Origin of the sequence: Mycolicibacterium wolinskyi, from assembly GCF_002101965.1 — a bacterium.
GTDB lineage: Bacteria > Actinomycetota > Actinomycetes > Mycobacteriales > Mycobacteriaceae > Mycobacterium > Mycobacterium wolinskyi.
The window spans coordinates 273,758-297,771 of record NZ_LQQA01000005.1 but is presented as its reverse complement, the minus strand read 5'-3'; the positions used below and the strand labels follow the sequence as shown (position 1 = coordinate 297,771).

Here is a 24,014-nt window from a genome sequence, read left to right as displayed (position 1 = left end):
GGTTAGGACCGGGTGCTGGTGAGGCTCGGCGCCGGCGGCAGAGCCAACAGTTGCCATGCCAGAGCCGCGGCGTGATCTCTGTCCCCGCCGGCCAACGCGGTTCGGGCTTCGGTCACCATCCACCACGCCATCGCGTACACATACTCATGGTTGCGGGTCTCATACCAGGTACGTGAGCGCATGTAGCCGAACGCCGTCGCGAGATCCATCTCGGCCGGCACCTGCCATTCGACGGCCATCTCTTCGATGATCGGCGCGATGTGTTCAGGCGCCACAACCTCTTCCACCACTGCGGCGGCGTCATCGACAGGATCGGTTGCCAACAGCTGCTCCATCGACACCTCAACTACCGCAGCTTCGGGCATCTCGACTGCCGGCGTTCCCGGAGCCCGCAAAGCCACGATGACTTCCGGGCGGGCCAGAAAGTTGTGCTTGATCGCCGAGCAGAGCGGCGCCACGGGGTCTGTGATGCCCGCCCACGCAACACGGAAATTACCGGGGACGGAGGTCAACGATGCCAGCGACATCGTCGCATGGGGCGTGGCGATGCCGCCGCGGGGCGCCCCGAGCGCATCCGGGGTGCAGGTGATCGCATACACGCCCATCCCCATCGGAAACACAGCGACCGCCGCGGCTGTCAACGTGGAGTCCTGGTGGACCATGTGAGCGAGAACGCGTGCGCCGAACATGATTTCAGCGCTCGGCCCCGAACCGGACTCGATGCCGAGCCCAACCAGCGCCGCCGCCGCGCCGGGCGACGTATCGCCGGGACCGCCCTGGTCGCTGTCTTGTCCTCGTCCGCCGCGGGCCGTGGCCGTGCGGGTGGACTGAGAACCCGCTGCCGGCGAACCACCGAAACCGAGCGATCCTCCCATCGCGCCGAGCTGACCGCCCATGGCCTGCTGCTGGGCCACACCGGACGCGGGTGCCGCTGCTGCATGCTGGCCCGCACCGACAGGCGCGTCAGCGACGGCGGCCGCAGATGACACGTGCGTGGTCGGACCGCCAACGGAATCCAGCTGAACGGTACTGCCCGACGAAGCCAAATGCGTTGTCGGAACGCTGCTCTTCTCTTGGCCGGAAGCCTCGATCGTCTTCGGCTCTCCGTCGCGCCGCGAACCCTCCTCTTCCGAATCCTTGGATTCGGGACCGCGATCGTCTGCGTTCTCGTCGTCTTTATCTTCGCGCTGCGACACCAGCTGAGAACCATCCCGCTCACGATCGCCCTGATCGCGCCCACCGTCCTCGCCGGACTCGCCGCCGACGGTGTCAACACTGTCAGCAGCGGCCTGGCCGCCCTGGGCGGCGCTGGATACCAACTGCCCGATCGGGTCGACGAAAGCACCTGTCATCCCGGACAGACCGGTGATGAGCTGCCCGACGGCGCCGGTTGCCATCTGCGGCCCTTGGGTGGCCTGCTGCAGCAACGGCACCAATTGGGATGGCACATCAGGGGGAAGGCCCGCACCGCCAGGCATCCCCTTCGGCGGGGCGGGCATCGACGCACCAGTGTTGATGGCGCTGGTCAGCGTCCGATGCGTTTCCTGGTTGGCCTGACCGACATTCGACGCAGCAGTGGTGGTTGCCTGCTTGAGCTCGTCGAGGACCTCTTGCATTTTCGCCTGAGGGATCCCGGCGGTCATCCCGGCCGCAATCAGCGCGTCGCGGGAACGATCGTGGTCCTCGGCCAAGCTGGCAAGGATCGTCTTCGTGGCGTAGTGGTTGGACCCGTTGAGCGCCAAGCCTTCCGCCTCAGCGGTGTGATACGCCTGCCGCGCCGACAGATCGGTGCCAAGGCCGGCGTAGCGGGTGACCAACGCATCAGCGGCGACACCGCGACCACCTGATTCTGGGACAGCCGCCGCGCCCGATGTGCTGGCCTGAGCCCCTTGGCCCGCCGACTCACCGCGCGCCAAAGCCACTCTTGAGCCATCGATATAGGCGGTTTCGCTCCACTCCGGCCAGTGTGGGGCGACAAGCTCAGCCCCCTCAGATCCAGACGGTTGCGTGACATCGGCACCCATCGCAGTCCCCTTCTTCGGTTGCGCTTCAAACACTATCGACACACACAGCAGCCGTGTTCGCCACGCCGATGCGTCTGTGAACTACGAACCTTTTTCCGCCGATACGATCACAACCATGAGCAACAACGCCGCACTCCCGGTGATCAGAACCTTTGACTTCGGCGGCATCCCCATGGTCGACATGCCGCACCTTTCGAATATCAACGGCCATCAGCTCGCCGAGATCATCGTGCGATGCCTCGCGCACAATCACCCCGACCTGGTGCACCCGGACGCGCCACAACTGGCACGCAGGTAGCCCCAGCGTTTTAGACCATGACCGTGCCGGCGAGATCCACCGCGGACACGACAGCGTGCGAAACACCATCAGCGGCTTGCACTTCGGCGACGTGAATCATGTTGGCCGCTGTGTCCATCTGCATGAAACCCATGCCCATCATGAACATGCCTTCCCAGCTGGCCTGATTGGCCAACTGCTGCACAGACGCCACAATCGAGGCGCCCTCCATCCCCATCGGCTCAATGATCGAGGACGCGGCCATGGTCGCACCCGACATGGCCGTGAGCTCCGTGTTCAACGATGTGAGCGCGGCCTGAATTCCGGCCGTGGTTCCGTAGCTGAGAACACCGGTAGGTATCGACACGAACTGCCCCTTTGCTTCAGGAAGTGCTAATTAGCTGTAACCCAATTTTAGTTGGCAGATTTGGCATGTGCGGAGCAAAATGACCGCCGCCCGACACGCCGAACACCGCACTATCCAGCGGCCCGCTGAGCGGCCAACCCGCGCGCCTCAATCCGCTGGGCCATCTCCGCCAGATCTTCCACACGCCGCGGCAGTGGCGGCTTGCGCAGTGCCTCAAGCTCGCCGGTAACGGTGCGGCGAAATGTTTTGAGCAGTGACGCGTAGGTGTTGCGGCTGACCCCCATCCGCTTGGCCAACTGCATTTGGGTCAGTTCCGGGTAGTCTCGGCGGAGCTCAGCTGCACGTCGCGCAGCTGGCGAAATCGGGTAGGAAGTAAGCTCCCCAAGTCCAGCTATCCACCTAGCGGCCGCCTCTGCATGCTGTGAATGTCGCGACGCATCAGGCCTTCGGGCCCAGAATCTACCCAGCAACTTCATGTAGGCATCCTTAGTGAGGCCCATTTGGTTGGCTAGCTGTTCGTAGGTGAGGTCGGGGTGGTCTCGGCGTAGTTCGGCGGCCTGGCGAACGTTCGGGTCCAGTGCGTACTCGGATAGGTTCCCCAACTTGGCAATCCTCTGAGCTTCTGCAGCGAACGCAGGCGGTAGCGCAGCCGGCGCGTGTTGTGAGCGCGCCCGTTTGCGATCGACATCGGTCCAGCCGACTGCTGCGGGGAATCTTCCCAATAGCGACGTATAGGCGGTCAATGTGATGCCCATTTGGTTGGCTAGTTGTTCGTAGGTGAGGTCGGGGTGGTCTCGGCGTAGTTCGGCGGCGAGCCGAACTCTAGGGGTCAGTGCGTACTCGGATAAGTCCCCTAACTCGGCGATCCTCTGCGCGAGAGACGGTCTGCGCACCGACACGCGAAACCGCCTCAGCATCCGCTCATAGGCTCCGTAGGTGACGCCCATTCGGTTGGCTAGTTGTTCGCGAGTGAGGTCGGGGTGGTCTCGGCGTAGTTCGGCGGCGAGCCGAACTCTAGGGGTCAGTGCGTACTCGGATAAGTCCCCTAACTCGGCGATCCTCTGCGCGAGAGTCGGCCTGCGCCCCGACACGCGAAGCCGACGCAGCAGCGACATGTAAGCGCGCAATGTGATGCCCATTTGGTTGGCTAGTTGTTCGTAGGTGAGGTCGGGGTGGTCTCGGCGTAGTTCGGCGGCGAGCCGAACTCTAGGGGTCAGTGAGTACTCCGAAAGATCCCCCAGATCGGCGATCCACTGGGCTTCGCTGTGAGCTAAGGCTTTGGCCGTTTCCGAAGCGACCTCGGCGATAGTTGGGAGCGGGTATGGTGCGGGCCCGCTTTGGCGGTGGACACGTTCACGGAATCGACGCAAGAGCCCTGCGAAGGCGTCTTTGGTGATGCCCATCTGGTCGGCCAGTTGTCGGTAGGACAGTTCGGGGTGGTGCCTGCGCAGCTCGGCGGCCTGCCGTACATGAGGCGGCAGATCGTATTCAGATAGGTCGCCCAGGTCCATGATCCACTGGGCTTCGACGGCTGCTGCCGCCTTCGCCCTTGCCGAATTGGCTTCTGCGAGTATCCGTGGGCACGGGGTGTTTGGGTCGATGTCCGTACGCATGGACTGCATCTGTTTTGCGGTGGTCACGGTGTCAAACCCCCTGTGTCAGGTTGATTTTCGTGGCAGCCTGCACGAATCCGAGGTGAACTTCTGCGTTCACCGTGGTGCGCAGATCAGCGGGGATGTCTTGGGCGGTTGGCTTCGTGGCGAAGGCTGTGGTGTCCGCGGATAGTGAGGTGCGGATCTGGTCGAACGCCCGGCCTAAACCAGCGGACACGTACCGCAGGCTTTCGGCCACGCCTGCCACTTTCAGTAGGTATGTCTCGCTGAACTCGGGGGGCTTCGCCCCCACGCGAACACCGGCGTTCAGGCGGCTCAGCTTGACGGCCATGTCCTCCAGTTGCTGGTGGGCTGTGGCCACCAACAACTCCCCCGTGCCGTGAGCGACGTGTCCGGCCACCGTATCGGCGGCGAAACCGGCCAAAGGGCTTGCCCATCGCTGCCACCTCGACGCTTCGTCGGGTTCCATCAGGCCGGCCGCAGACAGGCACGCGGCGGCGTGGGCGGCCACAGTTCCCGGTCGCGGCGGGGCGGTCAGCACCGGAGGAAGTACCAGCTGGTCCACGGTGTCTGGCCAGGTGGCCGCTGCCCACCAGATAGGAAGCGGATACGTATTCCCTTGGAGGCGTAGCGAATTCACGCCTTGCCACGCCTTGGCAGGGTCATCGAGACTGCCGGTCGCCGAGACGATCCCGGCAAGGGCAACATCCCACATGCTCGCCTCGCGGTCCATGAGGAACCCGGCCGCAATCGGCTCGGTCGGAGGCTTGGGTCGGCGATCGCGATCACTCACAATGCCACCAAACCACGCCTCGGCTTGGCGGCTAATTTCATCCGCCAGAGTTCGAGCTCCAGAGATTCGGGCGCAGTGCCCTGCCGACTCCCCCTGGCCCGCTGGTCGATCTCGGCGACGATCCGACCGTGGATCACCGCCCATGAGCGCCGGTGCGAAGCGAGCTGGCGTAGACGCGTCAACGCCGCGTCAGTGAGCCACTTGACCGCGATAGATGCCGGCGCCCCGCTGAACGGGCCTGGGGCCGCGGGAAGCAGCAGGGCCAGCTCCGCGAGATCGCGGGGATCCATCGTCGAAACCCCGATCGCGAAAGACAGGGTGTCCCACCAAAAGTCCCCGAACATCTCGTACATGTACTGCGCGGTGATCGCCTCTTGGTCTGTCGCCAGATACGTCTCAGCTGAATGCCGACGGTACAGAGTGGGATCGGGGCCCGGGTGAACACGCGGAATGGACTCGAGCTTGCTGGTGAGGAGCTTGGCCATGAGTGGGGTTGACGCGCTGTGCGCGGCGCAGATGGCGCAGTTGGTTCTCGATCCGGCGATGTCAGGGTGACGGTGCGGCAGCGACGTCAAAGGCCTACCGGTCTGCGTCCGGTAGATCTGACGCATGGCCTTCTCGGCTGCGGCGACATCTCCGAGCGCGGCGTAGGCCACAGCAACCCGTCTGGCGTGCTCAGCCTCGTCGGGGTGATCCAGACCGTCGTTACTGGCCGCGGCCTCTATGCCGGTGCAGGCCGCGTCGAGTCTGCCCTCTATCCGTGCCGGCGCGACGACCAACGACAGTTGGCCATAGAACTCGCGCTCGGCCGGTTGATGCTCGGTGAGCGTCCAGTGGTCTATTGCCTCAGCTGTGGTGTTCATGCAGGCCCCTCCCCGCTGGGTTTGTGTCCCTGTCTCGCGTGAAAAAAACGCTAATAGACGGCTTGGACACGGCCCGGTCGCGAACACAGTGTCCGGCCATAGTGAACGGCTCTGAACTGCGATTATGTGGGATGGCGTCGGCGTGGCGCCCAGCCCAAGAGGTGCATGTTCAGGCCGCGGGGCGCGCCTTCAAGATGTGGGCCGGAAAGCGGTTTCCGAATAGGGAGTTATAGGAAACAAAGCCGCGCGGCCGCTGCCGGATGTGGCACTTCCGACCCAACGGTCTGCGTCGCCCCCAAGCCGGTCACCGCGGCGGGAAACGCGCGCCGTGCCACCGAGAATTCTCGCGCGGTCAACGTCGCCCCTTCATCTTGCAGGACGGCTTGGACATTGCTGGCTGACGGCCGGCCAGGAGGGCTCGATCGGGTTAACCAGCAAAATCTGAAAAGTTTAATTGAGCTATACTGTTTGATGGCAGAGGAGAGGAAACTCGGGTGAAGCTGAGCAAGCTCATGGCCGCAGCCGCGACAACCGTCGCGGTGCTGGCCGCCGGCCTCGGGCACGGCCGCGCCGCGGCCGACGTCAACGAGTGGACCTCATTCGCCGGCCTAACGCCCGGAACCACTATCGGCCAGCGCATACCCCAGAAGAACGGCATCTACGTGTGCACCCTGGCCTTCATTGCACGCGAAAAAGCCACGTACGCAAAGAAAGCCATCACCGCAGGCCACTGCGACCACACCGCCGAGGGCCAGGCCACGGTGTTCTACACCGAGTCCTCTGATCCCGACACCGCCCGCCCACTGGGCACCTACAGCCGCTCCAACGCCCGCGGCGCCGACACTGGCACGTCGTCGGCCGGCCTGCCCGCATTCACCGACGCCGGCATCATCGACATGAACCCAGGCATCCGCCCCTCGTCATACGACGTCGCCGGCGTGTACCGCGTAACTCGCACACTGCGACCCGATCCCCCACTGGCACCAGGCATCGAAGTCTGCAAATTCGGGGCCCGCACCGGAGAAACCTGTGGCCCGGTCATCTCGGCGGACAGTGACCGAATCACCGCGCGGCTGCGCCTCGTCGAAGGCGACTCCGGCGCCCCTGCCTACATCAAGACCGGCGGCGACACCATCACCGCGGTCGGAATGCTGTCCGGTCACCTCGTCGACGATGAGGACACCGCGGTCATCTACTACCTGTTCCCCGTCATCGACTCGCTTGGCCTGCAAATCTGCGGCGACTGCTAGGAGGCCGAAGGTGAGGCGCCAATACGAAGCTGTTGTGCACCGCGACAACCGCTGGTGGGTCATCGAGATCCCCGAGATCGCGGGCATCACACGATCGCGACGACTGTCAGAGGCCGGCGAAGCCGCCCGTAAGTGCATCGCCGCCACAACCAACGCGGCCCCGGCGGACGTCGACGTCGTGATCGTCGACGTCGCGGTGGCCGGACCGGACGGGGATGTACGTCACCTGCTCGAAGAAACCACGCTGGTACGTGAGACTCAGCGCAAACTCGAGGAGGCCGCGGCCGCAGTGGTCCGCGATTTCGTCACCGACCTCACCAACGAGGACGCTCGAATCCCGGTGCGCGACATCGGATACCTGATGGGCCTTACTCCGGGCCGAATCAGCCAGCTCTCAACCGAAGCCAAACCGCCGAATCACCCAGTGCCCCTTCCGGCCGGCTTGGTGCCCCGCCGGCGCACCTCCTAGGTGGCCGGGAACGTGTATTCGAGAAGGTAGGCGTCGGAAACGATAACGGTGTCGCAGACCTCCACCGGGACGTTGTCGGTGTCGTAGGCCGTGCGCGAGACCGTCAGCACCGGGATCCCCGCGTCGATGTCGAGTGATTGACGCTCCTCCGGAGTGGGCATCCGCGCGCCGACATCCTCAGTGAAACGGCCCAGACGGTGCCCACTTTCCTCCAGCCGCGCATAGATTCCCCCGGGCCCGGAATCCTCCCGCTCGATGGCAGTGCCTTCAGCGAAAGCGGCCGGCACGTAGGACACCGCGACCTGCAGCGCCCGATCATCAGCCAGGTACCGACGGGACCGGACGACCACCTCGGAAGTGACTGGGATTTGGAGCCGCTCGGCAATCAACGCGCTCGGCTGTTCGCGTCGAACGACAATGCTGTCGACGGCGGCAGCAAAGCCGGATGCCTCGGCGTCAGCGCTGAACGCGGCGTTGCCCTTGTCCCGGTTCCGCCGTGCGAACCGGTCCGACGACAGCCGGCGCACCGGCGCCTGGGCCCGCACGAACACGCCCAGCCCACGCATCGACACAATCAGTCCCTCGTTGCGCAACTCTTGAAGAGCATTCCGCCACGTCGCACGCGCAACCCCAAAGTGCGTCAGCATCTCCGGCTCAGAAGGCAACCGCTCCCCAGGGGCCAGCCGCCCAGAGGCGATCTCCTCGCGCAGAATGCCCGCGATCTGCCGGAACGGCGGCCGGTCCGAATGTGGGTCGATCTTGCCGAGTTGCAGCAACGCTCACCTCCACGCAGAAAAACCAGGCTAGTTCTCTAGCCGGGTAGCCTACCCCGCTCCAGCAGGCAAAGTGCCGCCTCGCCAAACACCGCGCGCCCACCCCTGCTCGACGCCGCCCCGAGCAATCCACGACCACTCAAATACAGTGCAACGAACCATGCCACGAAACCACGCCACTCAACGCCCGTGGCTGACAGGGAAAGCTCCACAAAAACTAGCTCGGAACAGGCAGTAAAGCGAAACCTCTCCCCTACCGGCGACCCACGGCCAGGGCGCAACGAAACGCACAACGACGTCGGCTACGAGACCGACGACGACCGCTGCAACGGTGCCTACACCAATCGCCACAACACGCAGCGCGCCAGCGCTCGACTAGCGTGCGCAGCATCCAGTCGGCGGCCGATCCTCGCCCAGCCGTGCCGCTAGAGTTTGCGCAACTACGCGGTAGCAGGACCCTCCACCCGCATTCGGCCTGATGTCGGTAACCGAGTGCGGCCGGCCGTAGTCGACCAGCTCGCCGGTCCTATCGAGCCGATCCCGCTGTGCCGCGTTGCCCGAGGCGACCACGTCTGCAGCGCGACGACGCGCCGTATCGGCCTCCGTCGCCGTTTCGAAACAGTGCCCGCCCAACGTGGTGAGCTGTTCGATCGGGCCGTCGGCCCGCTCAAACACCACAGCCGCAGTGGCGCTGGGCTCGACGGCAGCGGCAGCCTCACGGTCGCTCTGCAGATCCAGCCCACACCCTGGCAGCAACACCATGGCGGCGATGGCGCCACCGGCCGAAACGGTCTTCAACAGCGAATTGCTTTTCATGGCGCGAACCGTATCGGCGGTCAGTGCCGGATCTGCTCCACCGCCGATCGTGTCCAAGGCCTATTCTGCAGCCGGGGCACCGATGCTCAATCCTCGGTCTGCGCCACCGGCTTCTTGCTGCGCTTGGGCTTCGGCGGCAGCAAATGATGTTCGAGCACCCGGGCGATGAACTCCGAGAAGGTGCTTACCTTCACCGTCGACATCTTCTCTTCGAGCCACTCGCGCTGTTGGGCGCTGAAGGAGATCCGCGCCTCGGTCAGCGGGGTCGACGACTTCGCCCTCGCAGTGGATGACGGCATCAACCACGGATCATCGCTCTCAGGAACTTCAAACAGGCCCGCCAAGACCTCATCAGGCGTCGTCTGCTGTTCAGTGGCTTCCTTCGCGATCCCCGCGAACGCGTCCTGAACAATCTGGGCGTAGTCCTTGATCTTGCGACTCTTCGTGGTCGTGAGCGCCTTGTAGGTATCTGCCGTCAGATACACCGACGACGCGGGCACTCCCCTGCCCTCTGCCGCGGCACGTTTGCGACGCGGCGGCGCGACGCGAGTAGCCACCTGGCCGGCGCCCTCAGGCCGCGCCGGCGGCACCATCTCGGCTTGCGTGGACTGAGGGCTTTCCACAGTCTCCGTGGCAGGCCGTACAGGCTGCTCCGCTACCGGCGGAACGGGATCCGGGGCCGGCGGCGCTTGCGGCGGAGCCGCGGCACCGGCAGGCGAGCCCAGCAACCCCTGCAACTTGGCGCCCCGCTCAGGCGCTGCACCGCCGCCGAACGCGCCGGCCAAGTTCTTGTGCTTCGCATTTCCGTTTGTGGCCATGTCAGCGCTCCTCTCCGGCCGCCGCGTTCTCGCTGATCAGTTCGTTCATCCTCATGAGCACCTCTGCTGCAAGGTTCTCGTAGTCCTCGGCCAAACCCCTGCTGGTACCGGCGCCTGTGCCCACCACGTCGTCACCGAGCTTCTTTCCCGAACGTAGAGCGGCCAGCTTCTTGCCCTTGGCGTCGGTACTCGCCGACTCCAGCTCGTGGGCCAAAAGCCCGTGGCGACGAGAATCCTGCATCGCTGAATCAGAGTGGCGAATGATCGCATCGAAAATGGGGGCCACACCACCAAGAATCTGCTCAACTGTGTCCTTCGCGCGGCCCGCAACGCGTGTTGCCTGGCTTCCGATGCCGAACCTCACCACTCCCCCAAGGCTCAGCCAGGGGTTCTCCAGCTTCGCCGGCCCGAACAAGTCCGCGATAGTCGACAGACCGTCGATGCTCGCGTCGTCGGCCTTGATCGGGATGATCACAGTGCCGGCCACCCGCAGAGCTGCTTCGAGCGCAGTGATATCAACAGGCGGAGCGTCGATCAGGATCAGGTCATAGGAGCGGCCCAGGCTGATGATCTCCCGCTGGATGGCATCGGCCAGGCTGTCCTTGGAGTTCGCCGCGTAGTACTTGTAGATGCGCTCCAGCCCCCCACCACCAGCAATTAGATCGACGTTGGGCCGCACGTTGGTGTACAGCGGAGGCGTCGCACTCGGGGACTTCAAGAGCAAGGCCGCTGCATGCTGCTCACCATTGGCGTCGATCACATCCTTGATCGACTCGTACTCGTCCACCGGTAGGCCGTAGTCGCGAGCAAGGTTGCCCTGCGGATCCAGCTCCACCACCAGCACCCGGTATCCGGCCTGGCCGAACAGGCCGGCGAGGTTCGCCGTGACGGTCGTCTTCCCGACTCCACCCTTACCGTTCGCGAGCGCGATCACTCGGAACGGCGATGGCACCACTGAGGCCAACGCGTAAACGGGTGCCGTCATCTCAGTCATCATTCCCCTACCCTCCCAAGGGTATTGCGCCCGGTAGAGGGCGTCAGATGTCGCTCCGTACCGCGCGCTCTGCCCCGCTTGACAACGGGCGGTAAGTCACGCGCGATTAGCGCTGATACTAGCGCCCTTAACCGCGCTGTGCATCACGCGACACGTCACGCGTTTGTAACGCCTCAACAAACGCGGAATAGCGCGCGCACCAAATCGCCTCATGTACCGCCCATGGGAGCGCCCTGCCCGGTGCGCGTCCATCCGCGTAGGCAACGGCGCGGACACGGGCGTTTCACCACGCCCCACCAGCGCCCAATATGACGCCCATCATCGGGCGCGTGATAACGCGATTGATCACGCTGTATCCAGCGCTGGGTAACGCGCGCAAAAGAGTGCCCATATCTACGCGGTAGCCAGCGTGCATATACGGGCGGAAAGAAGCGCGCAATAACGCGCGATGCGAACCGCGTAATGACAGGCGGGGGAGTGCGCCCAGTGGTAAGCGCCATAAGCGGCGTAGTACAGGGCGTTGCGCTCCGCGATGCGAGGGCGGAAGTCGCCGCGTCGCAGTGCGCGCAAACGCAAGCGCTATGCACTGCGTAGGAATGGGCGCATGGCAAGGCGCATAACGAAGCGCTGGATAGCGCGTGCAATGGCGCGGACGAGTACGCGCGAACGATAGCGCGATGCAAGGCCCTGGAGGCGACGTGGTGAGGCGCGCGTAAGCAGCGCGACGATAAGCGCGATACGAGCGCTTGGCCAGCACAAATAGTGGAATCGAGGGGCGTGAACGGCGTGGTTACGGGCAGCTCAACGACGGCAGGCCAGGGGAGCGGGAGGGGGCGCATGAACTCCGCGGCGACATCCGATGCAACGTCGTCCATGTGATTCACCTCCTCGGAGTTTCGCAATCGGTCAGCCACAACTAGACCGCTGCTCGAAACCGTAACCCACTAACGCGGTAGAACCTGTGGTCGCCACCCCGACGATACGGCTCCACTCCAGGCATTCTGCTGATTGCTGCGCTGACGGTTGCACTGAGCGGAAGGCGCTGCCGAGCGAGCGAAGTCGACGCATCCCCGAATCCTTCCGCGCATCGAACTAACGCTAAGTGCAGAGCCGCGTCACTAACACCTGCCGGTCAGGATCGGTAACTCAGTCGTTTGCGCGCGCGCTTCCCAAGCGCACGCATCCCGGCTTGCTTGTGCGCCTTCGCTGCGCCCTTGGCGTTGACAGCATCCGAGCGACGCCATCTGTCCGGCAGCATCCCACCGGCCATCGTTTGCGAGCGCTGTACTGGCTCCGCTGCGCTTCCCGCACCATCGCAGCCAGGGCGGACTTACCTAACTGCGGGAAGGTCGAAACGGGATGGGCGGGGGAGGGGTGCAGCAGAATCGACCTGCCCACGTCGGTGTCGCTACCTAGCCCGGCGGCCAGTCACAGCGCGACCACCAACTAGCCAGAGTGGTGCCTAGGTAGGTCGCAACCTCTGATTCCTGCGGTGCCCGCGCCGGTGCGCCGAGACTGCCCTACTCAGCATTGGCCGCGCTGCTGACCTGCGGAAATGCAAATCCACCAACCAGGCGCCAAGCGGTGAAACGCCAAAAGAGGCCCTCACGGCCCGTCTCGCGGCCGACAGCCCGCCTGAGGCATCCTCTATCTAGAGTGGGGACGTTCGTTCCCCAGCGGCCTAAGTGGGGCGTAATGCCAGGTCAGGGGCGGATGCGGCGGGAGGAGTGAGGGCATAGGGTGGTCCTTCACCGCGCCACGGCCACCAACCGGCCGGCGCCGACTCGCCGCAGCCATTTGCGATGCCCGATCGAGGGCCGCCATCCGCGGCAGGCCCCATGTCATTCGGCCTACGGTCCGACGACCGCATGCAATCCCGCGACGGCCGCACAGAACGCCGCACCGCCCGCCAGGGCGGCCTGGGCCAGCTGCTTACTCGCGACATACGTCAGCAACCCGGCAGTGGCGCCGATGATGACCGCGCAGAACAGCACCACCGTGGCGCGCAGTGACAGCAGAGGGGCGTTCTTAGGGGAGGGCATGGTGTGCGCCTTTCGGTCGTGAGAACCCTTTCGCATATTCCGTGACTGTCGTGACGAGTTCGACAGAGGCGGCGCACGAGCAGAGCTGCGACCGGGAGATATAAGACCCCAGGCACGGGCGAGCTGCCACAACATTCTCAGGCCCGGGCGGAACGGGGCGGCACGGTTCCGCGCGTTCACACATGCGGAGTGGGTCAAGATCACCCATATTGCAGCGTATTGCGGTATACCATGCAAAACATGGCAACTAACCCCAACTCTTTTCCCAATTCGCCCGAGTTCGGCGACTTCATCAGCACCATCCGGTCGATGCGCGGCCGCGTCTCACGAAAAGCAGTGGAGGACCTGGGCGGACCGTCCGAGCGTCAACAGGCCGACATCGAGGCCGGCAAGGAGATGCCCATCACCCCCCGCACACGCGACCAATACGGGTCATTCCTCGAAAACTGGCGGCACCCCTCACTCGGTCCCTCGCGGGGGAAGGTAATCACTCGTCAGTTCTTCGACGCAGCATGTGAAGCATTCAGCGCAAGCGCCTCTTCGACCCAGGCCACCCCGTGGGTCGACGACACGCTCCTCTACGACGGCGGATTCGTCCTCGGCGACCTCGCCAAACCCGGCGCCGTCATCACTGCGGGGAGCCTGGCCTACCCCGGTGGCGGGCGCGACGATTTCGCCCACGACTTCGCCGATCGAGCGGGCGGAACCGTTGCCTTCACCCACGCGGCGAGCGGTATTGCCGCGAGGCACAACGTGATCACTGTGATGCCGTGGCCAGTCGCCGTCGCCAACAACTTCACCAACGGTGCGCCGTGGTCCAGCCTCTACACCTACCGGGTGGGACTCCCGGAGTACGACGGCTTCCCCCGCCTGCTGATCGACCCTCTCGACGGCGTCAGCGAGCTGGAACAGGCCTACATCCGGGCCGCCGCACTCGGAGCTGCCGGAGACGACCGCGCCCACCTGGCCTGGGCCATCCTGCTCGCCAACGCATCCGCAGCACGGTGGGGGACAAGCCCACTGAAAGCGTGGACCAGCCTGTTCGCTCCCGGGACCAGCTATTCCGGGCCGCGGGTCATTGAGTGGGAGAACCTCATGGAGCAGATCCACGAACACACCGGACTGACGACCACCGTGCCCGTCAGCCAGATCATCCTCAAGGCTCAGCGGTATCTACTGCCATGGGTCGAAGAATGGAACTCGGCGAGCGGCCTGCGCTTCAGCACCCTAGGCCACGGCGAAGAAATGCAGATCACATGGGCGGATGCCCCCGAATCCCTGCGGGCTGAGTGGGACCCGAACCACAAACCTGCCGGGTCGCAGCTATGGTTCTGCGAGCCCGCCATGCTGACGACCGTCCCAGCGGTCCTCAACGACCGCGGTGCCGCCAACCTGGTGCTGGATACAACCGTGCTTTCCGTTACCGGCTCACGCCAGCCCCGGTACGTCTGGTGCCCGGTAGGCGCCGGTCAGAGGCACGTAATCGTGCAGCAGGACGGCTCCAACGAATGGCGCCCCGCCCTGCTCTACTAGGCCTACGCCGTGATCTCTACGGACATCGGCAAGCCTGAGCCCGGGCTCTCCGGAGCATGGTTCCGCCGCATCACGACCGCGCCGTCGACGACGAACCGCAGCTCTCCAGGCCCGCTACCGCTACCGAACGAAGAAGCCGGTGTCCAAGCCGTTCCCTACGCTCGTCAGCAAGCAAAGTGTTTAGTCTCAGCGAGGGGGTTCCAATGACAAACTTCGACAACGTTCTCGGCTCGATATCGCGCGGCGGCCCGGGCGCCATCCGCTACGACGGAGACTCGCTGACCAACGACGAAGAGCACCAGTACCGCATCAACGTGGCCGAAATGCTCGAACACGACACCGAACTGATCAGCTTCCCGTCCGACGTCGGCTCCGGAGCGGCGATCGTCGCCGCCGAAGAGAAGATCAACGAAGTGCGGTCCTTGATGCTCAAGATCGCTGACGGCTTCCGCACTATCGGCGAAGCAGCCAAGGACGCAGCCCCAGCAATCCGCAGCGGAACCGCAGCCGACCCCGAAGTCCAGGACGCGCTACGGAGGTCCTCGGCCGCCTACGAGTCCATCAAGGACATCGTCCCACCCGAAGAAGCTGGCCCCAAGATCGACGGTTTCGAGCCAGATCCCGGCGTAGGCAAGCGCTCGGAACGCTCCCCGGAGCCTGAAGCGAAGCCGAAGGAAGAAGTTTCTCCACGTACGAACGTTTCTGCAGACCAGCCAGCTCAGCCCATGGCGGCCCCCGGACAGGGCCCGATGGCCCCTGGCCCCATGCAGGGCGCACCCGCCGCGCAGGGGCCCATGGCCGGCCCCGCAGGCGGGCCGACGACAGCGCCCAGCGCATTTGTCCCGGGAACTGGCCCTGACGGCCGCCCCTACGGCACGACACCGCGGCCCAATCGCCGCGGCGCTGAACCCGGACCGACCACCTACGGCTCCTCGTTGAGCGACGGTAGCGGCGGTGTCGCACCAATGCCGCTGGTCAACCCCAGCGTCACCGGCGGCCGAGTCGATCCCGCCCAGATCTCCGGGCGCACCGCATCCACCTCGCCATCAGCGGGCCTGCCGCCGCTGAAAACCGGACCGACCGGCTCCACCGGAATGATGGGAGGCATGGGCGCTATGCCGATGGGCGGCGGTATGGGCGGCCCCGGTGGATCAGCGCGCCCCGACCTGCCTCCGCTGCGCCGGGACCGCGCCTCCGAGCGCATCCTCACCGGCGAAGAGGCCCGGGACAAGGCGCTGGTGTCCCACATTCTGCGCGACGACGACCCGCCAGCAGGCGAGTACATCGACAGTGCCGAGCTCGCGGACCTGCTGCCCGACGAACGGCACCCGAGCGCGCCACAGCGCTCCGAGCCTGAACCACCTGCGCTCCGAGACGTGCCACCGCCCGCCCCGGTCGTGATGAACGTTCCACCGCCTGCGTCAGTTGTGATGGATGTGCCGCCGGCACCTGCGCCACCGCGCCTGCCCGGGCGCGACCAACCTGTCCAGTATCCGGGGGAACCTCGCGATGACGAGAAGTGGTAGACGAGCGGGCGTAGTTGTCGCCGCGGCGATCCTGATTGCCGCGGCGATGGTCATGCCGGCCCGCGCGGGCGCCACAGACTCAGACCGGACTTCTTTTCCGGGCGGCATCGCACCAGGAGCCACGATCGCCCAATCCACTGACGGCGGGTCCTTCACGTGCACGCTGGGACTCATCGCGGGAGACCCGGCATCTCACCGGCTGTACGGCATCACAGCGGGACACTGCGACCACACCGCCGAAGCTCGGCCCACCGTGCACTTCAGCGAGGCCGACAGTCCCGATGTCGCCCGGCCGCTCGGCACTTACATCGCATCCCGCGATACCGACGGCAGCACTCCCACCGGAAACGACGAGCTGCCGCTGTATACCGATGCCGGCGTGATCGCCATGCAGGACGGAGTGCGGATCGCCTCATTCAAGATCGCCGGCGTGTACCCCGTGCGCGGGGTCGTCGAGGACCGCAAGGACCTCCCATACGGCACCGAAGTGTGCAAATACGGCATGCGAACAGGCGAGACCTGCGGCCCGATCACGGTGGCGTCGAAGTACACCATCACTGCTGAAGTGCGTGCCATTCATGGTGACTCCGGTTCGGCGTTGTACCGCAAGAACAACGACGGCACAGTGGACATCATCGGCCTGGCCTCCAATGTGGACGACGAGACGGGCACTACCCAGTTCTTCTGGGTGGCGCCGGTCCTCAAAGCGCTCAACCTTCAAGTCTGCGGCTGCGGAGCAAACTGAGGGACCCCATTGCCTGACGACTTCGAGACCGACCCGCACTTCATCAACGTCGAGGGAGACCTGGGCGGTGACGACATGGGCGTGCTGAGCAGGAACGCGCTCAACCTGCACCTGCACGGGTGCCTCAACAGCATCTCGGACGGTCAGCCCGGGTTCGTCAGCGACGAGTACCTGAGTGCCCTCTCTGCCGAGACCACCATTGCCGCTGCCGAGCTTGAGACAGCCGGACTGTGGGAGCGTCGAGAGGGCGGCTACTTCGTGCTGGCTGACGAAGTACTCAAGACGGCCATCGGATACAGCGAACAGACGCGCGCACGGGAAGCAGAGTGCGCCGACCGCGGGCGGCACCTGCCTCACCAACCCGATGGGTCCGGGTGGATCGTCTGCACGCACTGCGGCGTCCCAACTGAACGGCCGGACGGTGGCCCCGTGGCATTGCCCAACGGCGGTCCTCTCGGGCCAGACCCGCGCCATTCGCACTGAGTTCGCCAGTTCCCGCGAACCGGCTTAGCGGCTGACCTTCAGCCGATTGAGCGCCAGCAGGCTGGCAAACGAGGCTGGGTCGGCATTGGTAATTGCGGAACAGAATGGCGCCCCGGCGGGGCATGTTCTAGCTACGCCCGTGTGATGCGGGAATCAGGCACAACGAACAGCGCCACGAAGCATGTGTAGAGATCACTGCGTACGGAGCCGCGATGTTCCGTGAAAACTAGCTTTGAGCAGTGTGTTGTAATGGGCTGTCCATGCCTGACCTGCCGGTCAATGGACGCAACAGATGGCACCATGGAAGACGCAACGAGATATACAACATGTCGTGCAACAGCATGCGCCACGATGCATGCCACATCGGAGAACTCTTGCTCGATTCGGCGGGACCTGCGGGGGATCTCGGCTAACTGGTCCGGGCGTGCGTAGGCAACCGAGCTTGAGCAGGTTTACCAACTCGCGCCCCGCACGTTGGCCGCATATGCCAGCCGTCGCAGGCGCCCCAGTTCCACGGCGGGGCGGTGATCAGCGGTGACGCCTACGCGCGGTCGAGCAGTGCGCGGGCATCTTTGATCAGCAGCAGCTGGTGCAGCTGATCGGTCGGTGAGGGCTCGAAGTCGAAGTGCGCGTAGAACGCCCGGGCCTGTTCGTGCAGGGCGTGCACCAGCAGTGCCCGCACCCCGATGATCTCCGCAGCCGCCACAGCGCGGGAGATCGCGTCGCGCAGCAGCGCAGCGCCTAGGCCCTGGCCTTGTTCCTTGCGGTCGATTGCCAGCCGCGATAACAGGATCACCGGCACCGGATCGGGCATGTTGCGCCTTACCCTCCCCGGCGTGCCAGCGCGCTCCACCGCCGCTGAGGCCAGTGCATAGAACCCGACGACGCGGCCGTCGCGGCACGTCACGAAGCACCGGGAGGCGCCCTCAACGTGGTTGGCCAGGGCGCGGCCTCGCAAGTATTCATCCAGGCTGGGTTCGCCGCTGTCGAACTCGGCGACCACGTCGTGTTCGCTGATCGGCCGTGGCGCGCTGTAGCCGCTCACTCGTCGAAGATCGAGGGCTCCGCGAACAACTTCGCCAGCCGCGGCTTGTGCGACACCGGCCGGTCCAGTACCGACACGAATTCCGACCAGGCCGGTGCGTCGAGCATGAACAGCCTGCGATCAGCGAGCACGTCGCGGGCATGTGCCAGCGTGGCGGTCACCGTGAAGTTGGTCAGATCGGTCCCCTCCACTTCGGCGGCGCGACGAATCAGCGCGTCTTGCTCAGCAGTCAGGCGCACCGCGAACCGTTCCGTCTTCGTAGCCATGCCATCCATTGTGTGCCTATCAGGCACACAACGCAACAGGGGTATTGATCACGCGCAAAATCAGCGCAAAACCTGGTGTGCACTGCCAGTTAGGACACGTTGAACGATGGGGCCACCGCGACGAGATCGTGGTCAAAGGTGGAACCAGCTTGGAAAAGCTACGGATCATCGAACGTATCTCCGAAGCATCCGCGCGGCGGCGAACCGTTGCGGGGGAGGGTGCGAAACCCGTACGCTTGTGTGCGTAGCCAGCCCATTGCGGTGGGTTTGGAAGTGAGCCACAGGATAACTCGCCGTATGGCGAGGCCTGTGGCTCGCGGCTTTCCTAGGGTCAGATTCTGTACGCCGATCGTTGACACCTAACCCGGGGGGATTTTGAGAGAGATCTATTGGCACGGCCTGGGCCCGTGCGCCGACCCGCTTTCAGAGCGAGAAATCCAGACAGCCGCGATGCGCGGCGAGCCTCCAGGTCGTGACCAGCCAGTCGATACGCCGAACTTTGTTTACGCCAGTCGATCCAAGGATGTCGCCGTTGCGTTCACCACACTCGGCGGTGGTCGAGCGGTGTGTCAGGTAGATCCCGGTGACCTGCCGGTAGAGGTGGACCCAGACTTCCCAGAGTTGGGGGTTCGTTTCCGTGGCGCTGTTCAAGTCGTCTCGACGGAGGTGTTCCGTGAAGCCGAACTGCCAACTGCCCGCGAAGTCGTGGAGATACTGGCCCACGGCTACAAATGGCCTGACGGCAGTTCGTGGTACTTGCCGAACGGATTCTTAAGAACTCCGCCGGCTGCCCAAGCTCTCGGCTACGCCGACGCTGATTTTGAGTGGCTGGGTCGTTGGTATCCGATCCATTTTCTGCATTTCGACCATGATGGGCGAATCACCGCGATGACCGACGACGGACACGGCTATGTGATGTTTCCTCCGGATCATCCAATGGCGCACGGCCGGGGTGGTGTGCCCGTCAGTCAACTGCCACATGCGTGGACGCGGCCTGGTTATTTTCCATCCACGGATATTGTCCAGGGGGGCCTAGGCATACGCCTGAAATGGAATCCCGAGCTGGCTGACGAGATTATCCACATGCCGTGGGAGTGGTGATTTTCCGTCCGCGCTTTTGCGGCCTGCCGAAACGGCTTGCGGTAGTCAGACCCGAGCTTGAGCAGGTTTACCAGCTTTCGCCCCGCACGTTGGCCGCATATGCCAGCCGTCGCGGGCGCCCCAGTTCCAACGGCGCCGAGCGGCTTCCTCGTCGAGCTCTTAAACCGCGGTGGGGAGGTGATCGCGGTGCAGGTGACGACCTATGCAGATGTCAGAACCGGCAGTTTCTCGTATCATTTTGCAGAGAAGGAGGTGACTGCCGATGTCCACTCAGTGCGATCGTCGCGCCGCGCAAGACGCTCGTCGAACATTGCTGGATTCCCGCAACCAGTTCTGGAAGACGACCGACATCGACGCACCACCCTCGACAGCGCAGCACCTGCTCGCCGAGCTGGTGCGTCAGGGAGAGCTGCGGCGCGTCCGTAAGGGCCTGTACTGGCGCGGGACTAAGACGCCGCTGGGCATGGCCCCGCCCCCGGAGGCGGCGCTGGCATTACAGCTGACCGGTCAGGCGGGAATCGGGCCGGCGGGGCTGTCAGCGGCGAACGCGCTGAGGCTGTCCACCCAGATTCCTCGCCAAGCCGAGTACGCGGTGCCCGCCCGCCCGCCAACCGATACCGAAACTGTGCGGTTCGTGAACCGTTCGGCTCGCCGCGGCCGTGCTGATTACGAACTGAGCCAGACCGAGGTGGCCGCCCTGGAAGTGCTCGACGGATGGGACCGTGTCATCGAGACCGGACCGCAGCAGGCGATGGGGCGGCTACAAGAACTCATCCGCTCGGGCGGTATCGACGCCGCGAGGTTGGCTGGTGCCGGCGACACCGAGCGCGCCTCGGCCCGGGCTCGGCTGCGTCACCTGCTGCGCCAGACTGGGCTGGCGGAACTGGCCGAGAAGGTACCGGCCGCTGACCCGCGGATCGAAGCGCGCGCGCTGGCGGGTCTGGCTGTCTGATCGTGGCGTTGTGGCGCGCCGAAGACTCTGAGGTCTTCGCCGCGACGATCGCGGCCGCCGCGGAACGCTTGGGCGTGCAGTCGTTGGCGGTGGAGAAGGACTACTGGATCTGCGAAGTACTGCGGACGATGGTGGCCTCTCTCGATCCAGCTGGCGAATTCGCGGCGGATCTGCGGAGGGAGCATGAAACGGCAATGGAGACGCTCTATTACGGGAGCAATCCGCCGTCATTCGACGATGTGATCGATCGGGTGCGCCATCACGCTGAGCTGCTGAATCCCTACCGCTAGAGGTGCCGTGTTGGTCATGCAGTGGCCAATCGCGGCACGGATCAGGAAACGATCACCTACGAGCGAAACGCTCGGAAGTTGTGTAGCGTGGGCACCATGCTCAGCGGGCCCGCCATCCTCAAACTCGACGCCGTGATGTGCCTATGCGCCGCCTGCGGCACAGCAATGCCCGCAGATCATGAGCGCACCGAGACGGATCCCACAGGCCTAGGGTGCAAACACTGCGGCAGCCTCATGCAAGGGCTGAACGGGCCAGAAGAAATCGCCCACCTGGTCGCTGCCAGTGACCCGCGTCAGCTGCGCGCTGAGCGCCTGCGCATCATCAAAGACTCGGCCGCGATCAAACAGGTACGGCTCCGCTCACGTGGCCTGAACCCCGACCAGAAAAACGAGCTCGCAGAGAGTCAGGACGCGCTGCGGGCGGCATTTCTCGCCTCGATCGGAGCGGTCCCCGTGCCCCTGACCTTCTATGCGGTCTGGCTGGACGCCTGGGAGCGTGAAGCCGGCCGCAAAGCTCAGGAATCCGAGCAGCCGTTTCGTGAAAGTGTACTCAACGACTACGGACACGAAGCGGCGCACTCGCGGCGCCGCCGGTTCTGGCTGGCAACCATTCCATTCCGTCGCGACGAAATGCTGCCTCTCTACGGCGCATCTCAAGTCTCCCTATTCCTGCCGCCGGCGGCGTCCGCAGAATTTCTCCAGCACCAGGACGAGCGGAGCGCGCCGCTGCTCGGGCACAGCTCAGTGCAAGGTTTGGTCGGCCGGAGCCGCAACCTGCACGCGTGGGCTCTCGGGGACAAACTCTTCCCGCCGACGGCCTACACCGATGTCGACGAACTCAGGTCGAAGCGACTCCGCATGCGCACGCTGCGACGCGCCTGGGCCCGGCCACTCCTGGCCGCGGCGAAACACCAAATCTCATGACCGACAACAGCGACGGTGAGATGGCCACCACTAGCGGGGATGAACTGTGGCCCATCGAGAAAGTCGCCGAGTTCCTTGGCTGCAGCCAATCCCGGGCCCGCGCCATCATGTCCAGCCGCGGAATCGCCCGCATCAGCGGATACCCCGCCGCGAAAGTGCAACAGGTGCAACGTCGGCAAGGTGCCCGCACCGACCTCACCGCGAGCCTTGACCGCGCCAGCGACTGACCTCGCAACTCAGCAGTACAGCGCGCAACGGGCCACGCCACGAAACCGGCCCGTGACCCCGTGGCGCGTCGCGGGGATATCGTCTGAAAAACAAGTCGTGACCATAGTGTTATCCCCGAGTCTCCGACTCCGGAGATGCGTCACAGACGCGCAACGACAGGCACTACGAAAGATGCAACGAGAGCTCCAACGGTGGAAGCCACAGAGAGGCCCACAGGCCTCACTACAACTTCGAAGTTTCGGCACCCGGATTCATCCGGAATGGAGCAGGGCGACGGCGAGCAGCGCACGAGGATGCGCTACGCAGGAGCCCGGATGACGCCTGCCTGATCGAGAACCCCGCAGCCAGTCAGCCCTTCGGCGGGTGGGGGTCGTGGCCGTAGGAGTTCTTCTCCGCGATGGTGCCGTCGACGTTGCGGATGGTGTGTTCAACCTTGCGGGCCTTGGCCATGTCGCGCCCGATTGCCTGTTGCTGGGCCTTGGTCCCGCCGGCGTGCGCCGCACGGCTGCTGCCCTCGACCTTGGACTTCCACACGCCATCCTCGTGGTAGGTGCTGATATCTCCTTTAGCCATCGTCGTCGCCTCTCAAGATTTGATCCCAGTGGTGAAGACCAGATACCCGGCCGAGGGCGTTTACATTCGCCGGACGGCTGCAGCGTGCGAAAGCTGAGGCGCGTTCGCACGCCTCGCCGAACTTGTCCCAGTAACTTCCGCAGTGTCAGACGTCAATGTCGTACAGGGATGATCTAGTCGGGGGCAACGGTCAGCTGTCGTGGCTGTCCCGCGGTTGCATGCTGTAGGTGTTGATCGGGTCACGCCAAGGCTTCGTGTCACCGCCGCGGTCGTCGCCTCCGCCCCACACGTACGGCATCTGCGGCGCGGCGGCGATCTTCGAGACGAACTCCTTGATCCTCGTGCTCATCTCGGGGAGCTCCACTTCGCCGCTGCGTTCCTCATGCCGGACCTGCGCGCGGTGTCTCATGCTCATCAGCTCGCTGTGCATGAGGTGGTCGGTGAATCCGAGGCCGGTCGCCTCCTCGGTGCCGAGCAGCTTGCCCTGGCCGCGCAGATGAGTAACCGCATCCTCGACGGTCTTCCGGGCCGTGTCGGCGTCGACCGCGGAGGATGTCACTGCGAACACCTTGCCGGTGTCGTTGAGGGTGTCCACTAGCGCTGTCTCCGGATCGAGCCCCGACGGCACCTCAGCGAACACTCCCGACTCTGAGACGGAGACGGTGTCGGTGCGGTGATCCCAGCTCGCCCGGTAGACGACGACGTGCTCAGGCGTGGCGGCACCGTCGATCACTACCTGGGCGGAGGCGGTGTCGCCGTGACCGTAGTCGGCGATGCGGCAGTCGAGTTCCTGGCGAACGTGGGCCCACCGTCGGGCACTGTCTGGGTCGGTGAACACGGCGCCCGGCTCGTCGTCGTTCTCGCTGGACTGCGAGCAGGCAGGGTCGCGGGCCACGAGGGTGAGGCTGTGGCCAGCCAAGATATCGGTGGAGGTCTCGGCGTATCCACCGGAGCGCAGAGCGGCGGCGAGCACGGCACCGTAGGGCAGATCGAGCGCGGTGGCGAGGGCACGGACGGTCTCCGCCCCGGGCATGCGGGAGGACCACCGGCTGAGGGTGCTGGGGGAGACGCTGAGGGTCTTGGCCAGATCCTCGCGGTTCATGCCCCGCGCCGGCAGGTGCCGGTCGATCAGCTCGGACAGATTGTCGAGTGTGTTTGCCACGCATGAACGATAACACGTAGCGTCAAGTGATTGCCTATTGCGTCAAGTGTGCCGGTAGTGGCGGGTACGCGACGCAAAGGACACTGA

The 24,014-nt window shown here is 64.8% G+C and carries 25 protein-coding genes and 1 pseudogene; 12 read left to right on the top strand and 14 right to left on the bottom strand.

Annotated features, from left to right (window positions below):
- Window positions 1-2: 2 nt before the first annotated feature.
- Window positions 3-1,922, bottom strand: a complete 1,920-nt coding sequence (locus AWC31_RS03365) for a hypothetical protein (protein WP_133060092.1) — start codon at window positions 1,920-1,922, stop codon at window positions 3-5.
- A gap of 217 nt (window positions 1,923-2,139) precedes the next feature.
- Between AWC31_RS03365 and AWC31_RS03360 the strand changes: the two genes are divergently transcribed.
- Entirely contained in the window at window positions 2,140-2,322 is a 183-nt protein-coding gene (locus AWC31_RS03360; RefSeq protein ID WP_133060091.1) for a hypothetical protein, read from the top strand.
- 10 nt (window positions 2,323-2,332) lie between these two features.
- On the opposite strand, the gene AWC31_RS03355 is transcribed toward AWC31_RS03360, so the two are convergent.
- The 4 genes from AWC31_RS03355 to AWC31_RS03340 form a co-directional block, all read right to left on the bottom strand.
- Window positions 2,333-2,668, bottom strand: a complete 336-nt coding sequence (locus tag AWC31_RS03355; protein WP_085142689.1) for a hypothetical protein — start codon at window positions 2,666-2,668, stop codon at window positions 2,333-2,335.
- 110 nt (window positions 2,669-2,778) lie between these two features.
- Complete coding sequence (locus tag AWC31_RS03350) at window positions 2,779-4,281, bottom strand: helix-turn-helix domain-containing protein (protein ID WP_272937905.1); 1,503 nt, start codon at window positions 4,279-4,281, stop codon at window positions 2,779-2,781.
- A 31-nt stretch (window positions 4,282-4,312) separates the two neighbouring features.
- Complete coding sequence (locus tag AWC31_RS03345; RefSeq protein WP_085142685.1) at window positions 4,313-5,014, bottom strand: hypothetical protein; 702 nt, start codon at window positions 5,012-5,014, stop codon at window positions 4,313-4,315.
- 56 nt (window positions 5,015-5,070) lie between these two features.
- Entirely contained in the window at window positions 5,071-5,937 is an 867-nt protein-coding gene (locus AWC31_RS03340; protein ID WP_085142683.1) for a hypothetical protein, read from the bottom strand.
- 494 nt (window positions 5,938-6,431) lie between these two features.
- Here AWC31_RS03340 and AWC31_RS37300 point away from each other — a divergent pair, with 494 nt between their 5' ends.
- Window positions 6,432-7,187, top strand: a complete 756-nt coding sequence (locus tag AWC31_RS37300) for a chymotrypsin family serine protease (protein ID WP_085142681.1) — start codon at window positions 6,432-6,434, stop codon at window positions 7,185-7,187.
- A 10-nt stretch (window positions 7,188-7,197) separates the two neighbouring features.
- On the top strand, window positions 7,198-7,656 hold the full coding sequence (locus tag AWC31_RS03330) for a hypothetical protein (RefSeq protein WP_133060089.1): 459 nt from the start codon (window positions 7,198-7,200) through the stop codon (window positions 7,654-7,656).
- Here AWC31_RS03330 and AWC31_RS03325 read toward each other — a convergent pair.
- The 5 genes from AWC31_RS03325 to AWC31_RS03305 form a co-directional block, all read right to left on the bottom strand.
- The gene (locus AWC31_RS03325; protein ID WP_085142677.1) at window positions 7,653-8,432 is read right to left on the bottom strand and encodes a GntR family transcriptional regulator; all 780 of its coding nucleotides are present in this window, start codon (window positions 8,430-8,432) and stop codon (window positions 7,653-7,655) included. The two genes, AWC31_RS03330 and AWC31_RS03325, sit on opposite strands and share 4 nt — an antisense overlap.
- Window positions 8,433-8,804: 372 nt before the next feature.
- Window positions 8,805-9,245, bottom strand: coding sequence for a hypothetical protein (locus AWC31_RS03320; RefSeq protein WP_133060088.1), 441 nt, complete (start codon window positions 9,243-9,245; stop codon window positions 8,805-8,807).
- Between the two features lie 86 nt (window positions 9,246-9,331).
- Window positions 9,332-10,063, bottom strand: a complete 732-nt coding sequence (locus tag AWC31_RS03315) for a hypothetical protein (protein ID WP_085142672.1) — start codon at window positions 10,061-10,063, stop codon at window positions 9,332-9,334.
- A 1-nt stretch (window position 10,064) separates the two neighbouring features.
- A complete protein-coding gene (locus tag AWC31_RS03310) occupies window positions 10,065-11,048 on the bottom strand; it encodes a ParA family protein (protein ID WP_165765899.1) in 984 nt (327 codons plus the stop codon).
- 1,859 nt (window positions 11,049-12,907) lie between these two features.
- Window positions 12,908-13,099 carry a hypothetical protein gene (locus tag AWC31_RS03305; protein ID WP_133060087.1) on the bottom strand — a complete coding sequence of 64 codons (192 nt, stop codon included), beginning with the start codon at window positions 13,097-13,099 and terminating at the stop codon, window positions 12,908-12,910.
- Window positions 13,100-13,339: 240 nt separating this feature from the next.
- Between AWC31_RS03305 and AWC31_RS03300 the strand changes: the two genes are divergently transcribed.
- The 4 genes from AWC31_RS03300 (at window position 13,340) to AWC31_RS03285 (ending at window position 17,386) form a co-directional block, all read left to right on the top strand.
- Window positions 13,340-14,632 carry a hypothetical protein gene (locus tag AWC31_RS03300; protein WP_234816697.1) on the top strand — a complete coding sequence of 431 codons (1,293 nt, stop codon included), beginning with the start codon at window positions 13,340-13,342 and terminating at the stop codon, window positions 14,630-14,632.
- Window positions 14,633-14,835: 203 nt separating this feature from the next.
- Window positions 14,836-16,158, top strand: coding sequence for a hypothetical protein (locus AWC31_RS03295; protein WP_085142663.1), 1,323 nt, complete (start codon window positions 14,836-14,838; stop codon window positions 16,156-16,158).
- Window positions 16,142-16,903, top strand: coding sequence for a chymotrypsin family serine protease (locus AWC31_RS03290; protein ID WP_133060086.1), 762 nt, complete (start codon window positions 16,142-16,144; stop codon window positions 16,901-16,903). Before AWC31_RS03295 ends, AWC31_RS03290 begins: the two co-directional genes overlap by 17 nt.
- Before the next feature lie 9 nt (window positions 16,904-16,912).
- Window positions 16,913-17,386 carry a hypothetical protein gene (locus AWC31_RS03285; protein WP_085142659.1) on the top strand — a complete coding sequence of 158 codons (474 nt, stop codon included), beginning with the start codon at window positions 16,913-16,915 and terminating at the stop codon, window positions 17,384-17,386.
- Between the two features lie 541 nt (window positions 17,387-17,927).
- Here the strand turns inward: AWC31_RS03285 and AWC31_RS03280 are convergent.
- Together AWC31_RS03280 and AWC31_RS03275 are read right to left on the bottom strand one after the other, a co-directional pair.
- A complete protein-coding gene (locus tag AWC31_RS03280) occupies window positions 17,928-18,431 on the bottom strand; it encodes a GNAT family N-acetyltransferase (protein ID WP_085142657.1) in 504 nt (167 codons plus the stop codon).
- Window positions 18,428-18,742: pseudogene (locus AWC31_RS03275) on the bottom strand (type II toxin-antitoxin system TacA family antitoxin); the annotation flags it as partial. The gene AWC31_RS03280 and the pseudogene AWC31_RS03275, both read right to left, overlap by 4 nt.
- 405 nt (window positions 18,743-19,147) lie before the next feature.
- Here AWC31_RS03275 and AWC31_RS03270 point away from each other — a divergent pair.
- The 5 genes from AWC31_RS03270 (at window position 19,148) to AWC31_RS03250 (ending at window position 22,191) form a co-directional block, all read left to right on the top strand.
- Window positions 19,148-19,798 (top strand): hypothetical protein, encoded by a 651-nt coding sequence (locus AWC31_RS03270; RefSeq protein WP_234816696.1) that lies wholly within the window; start codon window positions 19,148-19,150, stop codon window positions 19,796-19,798.
- A gap of 262 nt (window positions 19,799-20,060) precedes the next feature.
- Window positions 20,061-20,750 (top strand): hypothetical protein, encoded by a 690-nt coding sequence (locus AWC31_RS03265; protein WP_085142652.1) that lies wholly within the window; start codon window positions 20,061-20,063, stop codon window positions 20,748-20,750.
- A 2-nt stretch (window positions 20,751-20,752) separates the two neighbouring features.
- Complete coding sequence (locus AWC31_RS37620; protein WP_085142650.1) at window positions 20,753-21,040, top strand: hypothetical protein; 288 nt, start codon at window positions 20,753-20,755, stop codon at window positions 21,038-21,040.
- An 87-nt stretch (window positions 21,041-21,127) separates the two neighbouring features.
- Window positions 21,128-21,964: a hypothetical protein gene (locus AWC31_RS03255; RefSeq protein WP_133060084.1), complete on the top strand. Its 837-nt coding sequence runs from the start codon at window positions 21,128-21,130 to the stop codon at window positions 21,962-21,964.
- Window positions 21,961-22,191: a hypothetical protein gene (locus tag AWC31_RS03250; RefSeq protein WP_085142646.1), complete on the top strand. Its 231-nt coding sequence runs from the start codon at window positions 21,961-21,963 to the stop codon at window positions 22,189-22,191. The genes AWC31_RS03255 and AWC31_RS03250 overlap by 4 nt, the downstream gene beginning before the upstream one ends.
- Window positions 22,192-22,540: 349 nt before the next feature.
- On the opposite strand, the gene AWC31_RS03245 is transcribed toward AWC31_RS03250, so the two are convergent.
- Window positions 22,541-22,765, bottom strand: coding sequence for a DUF2188 domain-containing protein (locus tag AWC31_RS03245; RefSeq protein WP_076202784.1), 225 nt, complete (start codon window positions 22,763-22,765; stop codon window positions 22,541-22,543).
- A 190-nt stretch (window positions 22,766-22,955) separates the two neighbouring features.
- Window positions 22,956-23,927, bottom strand: coding sequence for a helix-turn-helix domain-containing protein (locus tag AWC31_RS03240; protein WP_085142644.1), 972 nt, complete (start codon window positions 23,925-23,927; stop codon window positions 22,956-22,958).
- Between the last annotated feature and the right edge of the window lie 87 nt (window positions 23,928-24,014).

Coding starts and splice junctions, on each gene's coding strand:
- AWC31_RS03360 (WP_133060091.1), top strand. CDS start 2,140: ATGAGCAACAACGCCGCACTCCCGGTGATCAGAACCTTTGACTTCGGC.
- AWC31_RS03250 (WP_085142646.1), top strand. CDS start 21,961: ATGACCGACAACAGCGACGGTGAGATGGCCACCACTAGCGGGGATGAA.
- AWC31_RS03305 (WP_133060087.1), bottom strand. CDS start 13,099: ATGCCCTCCCCTAAGAACGCCCCTCTGCTGTCACTGCGCGCCACGGTG.
- AWC31_RS03345 (WP_085142685.1), bottom strand. CDS start 5,014: ATGGACCGCGAGGCGAGCATGTGGGATGTTGCCCTTGCCGGGATCGTC.
- AWC31_RS03350 (WP_272937905.1), bottom strand. CDS start 4,281: ATGCGTACGGACATCGACCCAAACACCCCGTGCCCACGGATACTCGCA.
- AWC31_RS03310 (WP_165765899.1), bottom strand. CDS start 11,048: ATGACGGCACCCGTTTACGCGTTGGCCTCAGTGGTGCCATCGCCGTTC.
- AWC31_RS03270 (WP_234816696.1), top strand. CDS start 19,148: ATGCGCGGCGAGCCTCCAGGTCGTGACCAGCCAGTCGATACGCCGAAC.
- AWC31_RS03320 (WP_133060088.1), bottom strand. CDS start 9,245: ATGAAAAGCAATTCGCTGTTGAAGACCGTTTCGGCCGGTGGCGCCATC.
- AWC31_RS03265 (WP_085142652.1), top strand. CDS start 20,061: ATGTCCACTCAGTGCGATCGTCGCGCCGCGCAAGACGCTCGTCGAACA.
- AWC31_RS03300 (WP_234816697.1), top strand. CDS start 13,340: ATGGCAACTAACCCCAACTCTTTTCCCAATTCGCCCGAGTTCGGCGAC.
- AWC31_RS03315 (WP_085142672.1), bottom strand. CDS start 10,063: ATGGCCACAAACGGAAATGCGAAGCACAAGAACTTGGCCGGCGCGTTC.
- AWC31_RS03295 (WP_085142663.1), top strand. CDS start 14,836: ATGACAAACTTCGACAACGTTCTCGGCTCGATATCGCGCGGCGGCCCG.
- AWC31_RS03245 (WP_076202784.1), bottom strand. CDS start 22,765: ATGGCTAAAGGAGATATCAGCACCTACCACGAGGATGGCGTGTGGAAG.
- AWC31_RS03340 (WP_085142683.1), bottom strand. CDS start 5,937: ATGAACACCACAGCTGAGGCAATAGACCACTGGACGCTCACCGAGCAT.
- AWC31_RS03290 (WP_133060086.1), top strand. CDS start 16,142: ATGACGAGAAGTGGTAGACGAGCGGGCGTAGTTGTCGCCGCGGCGATC.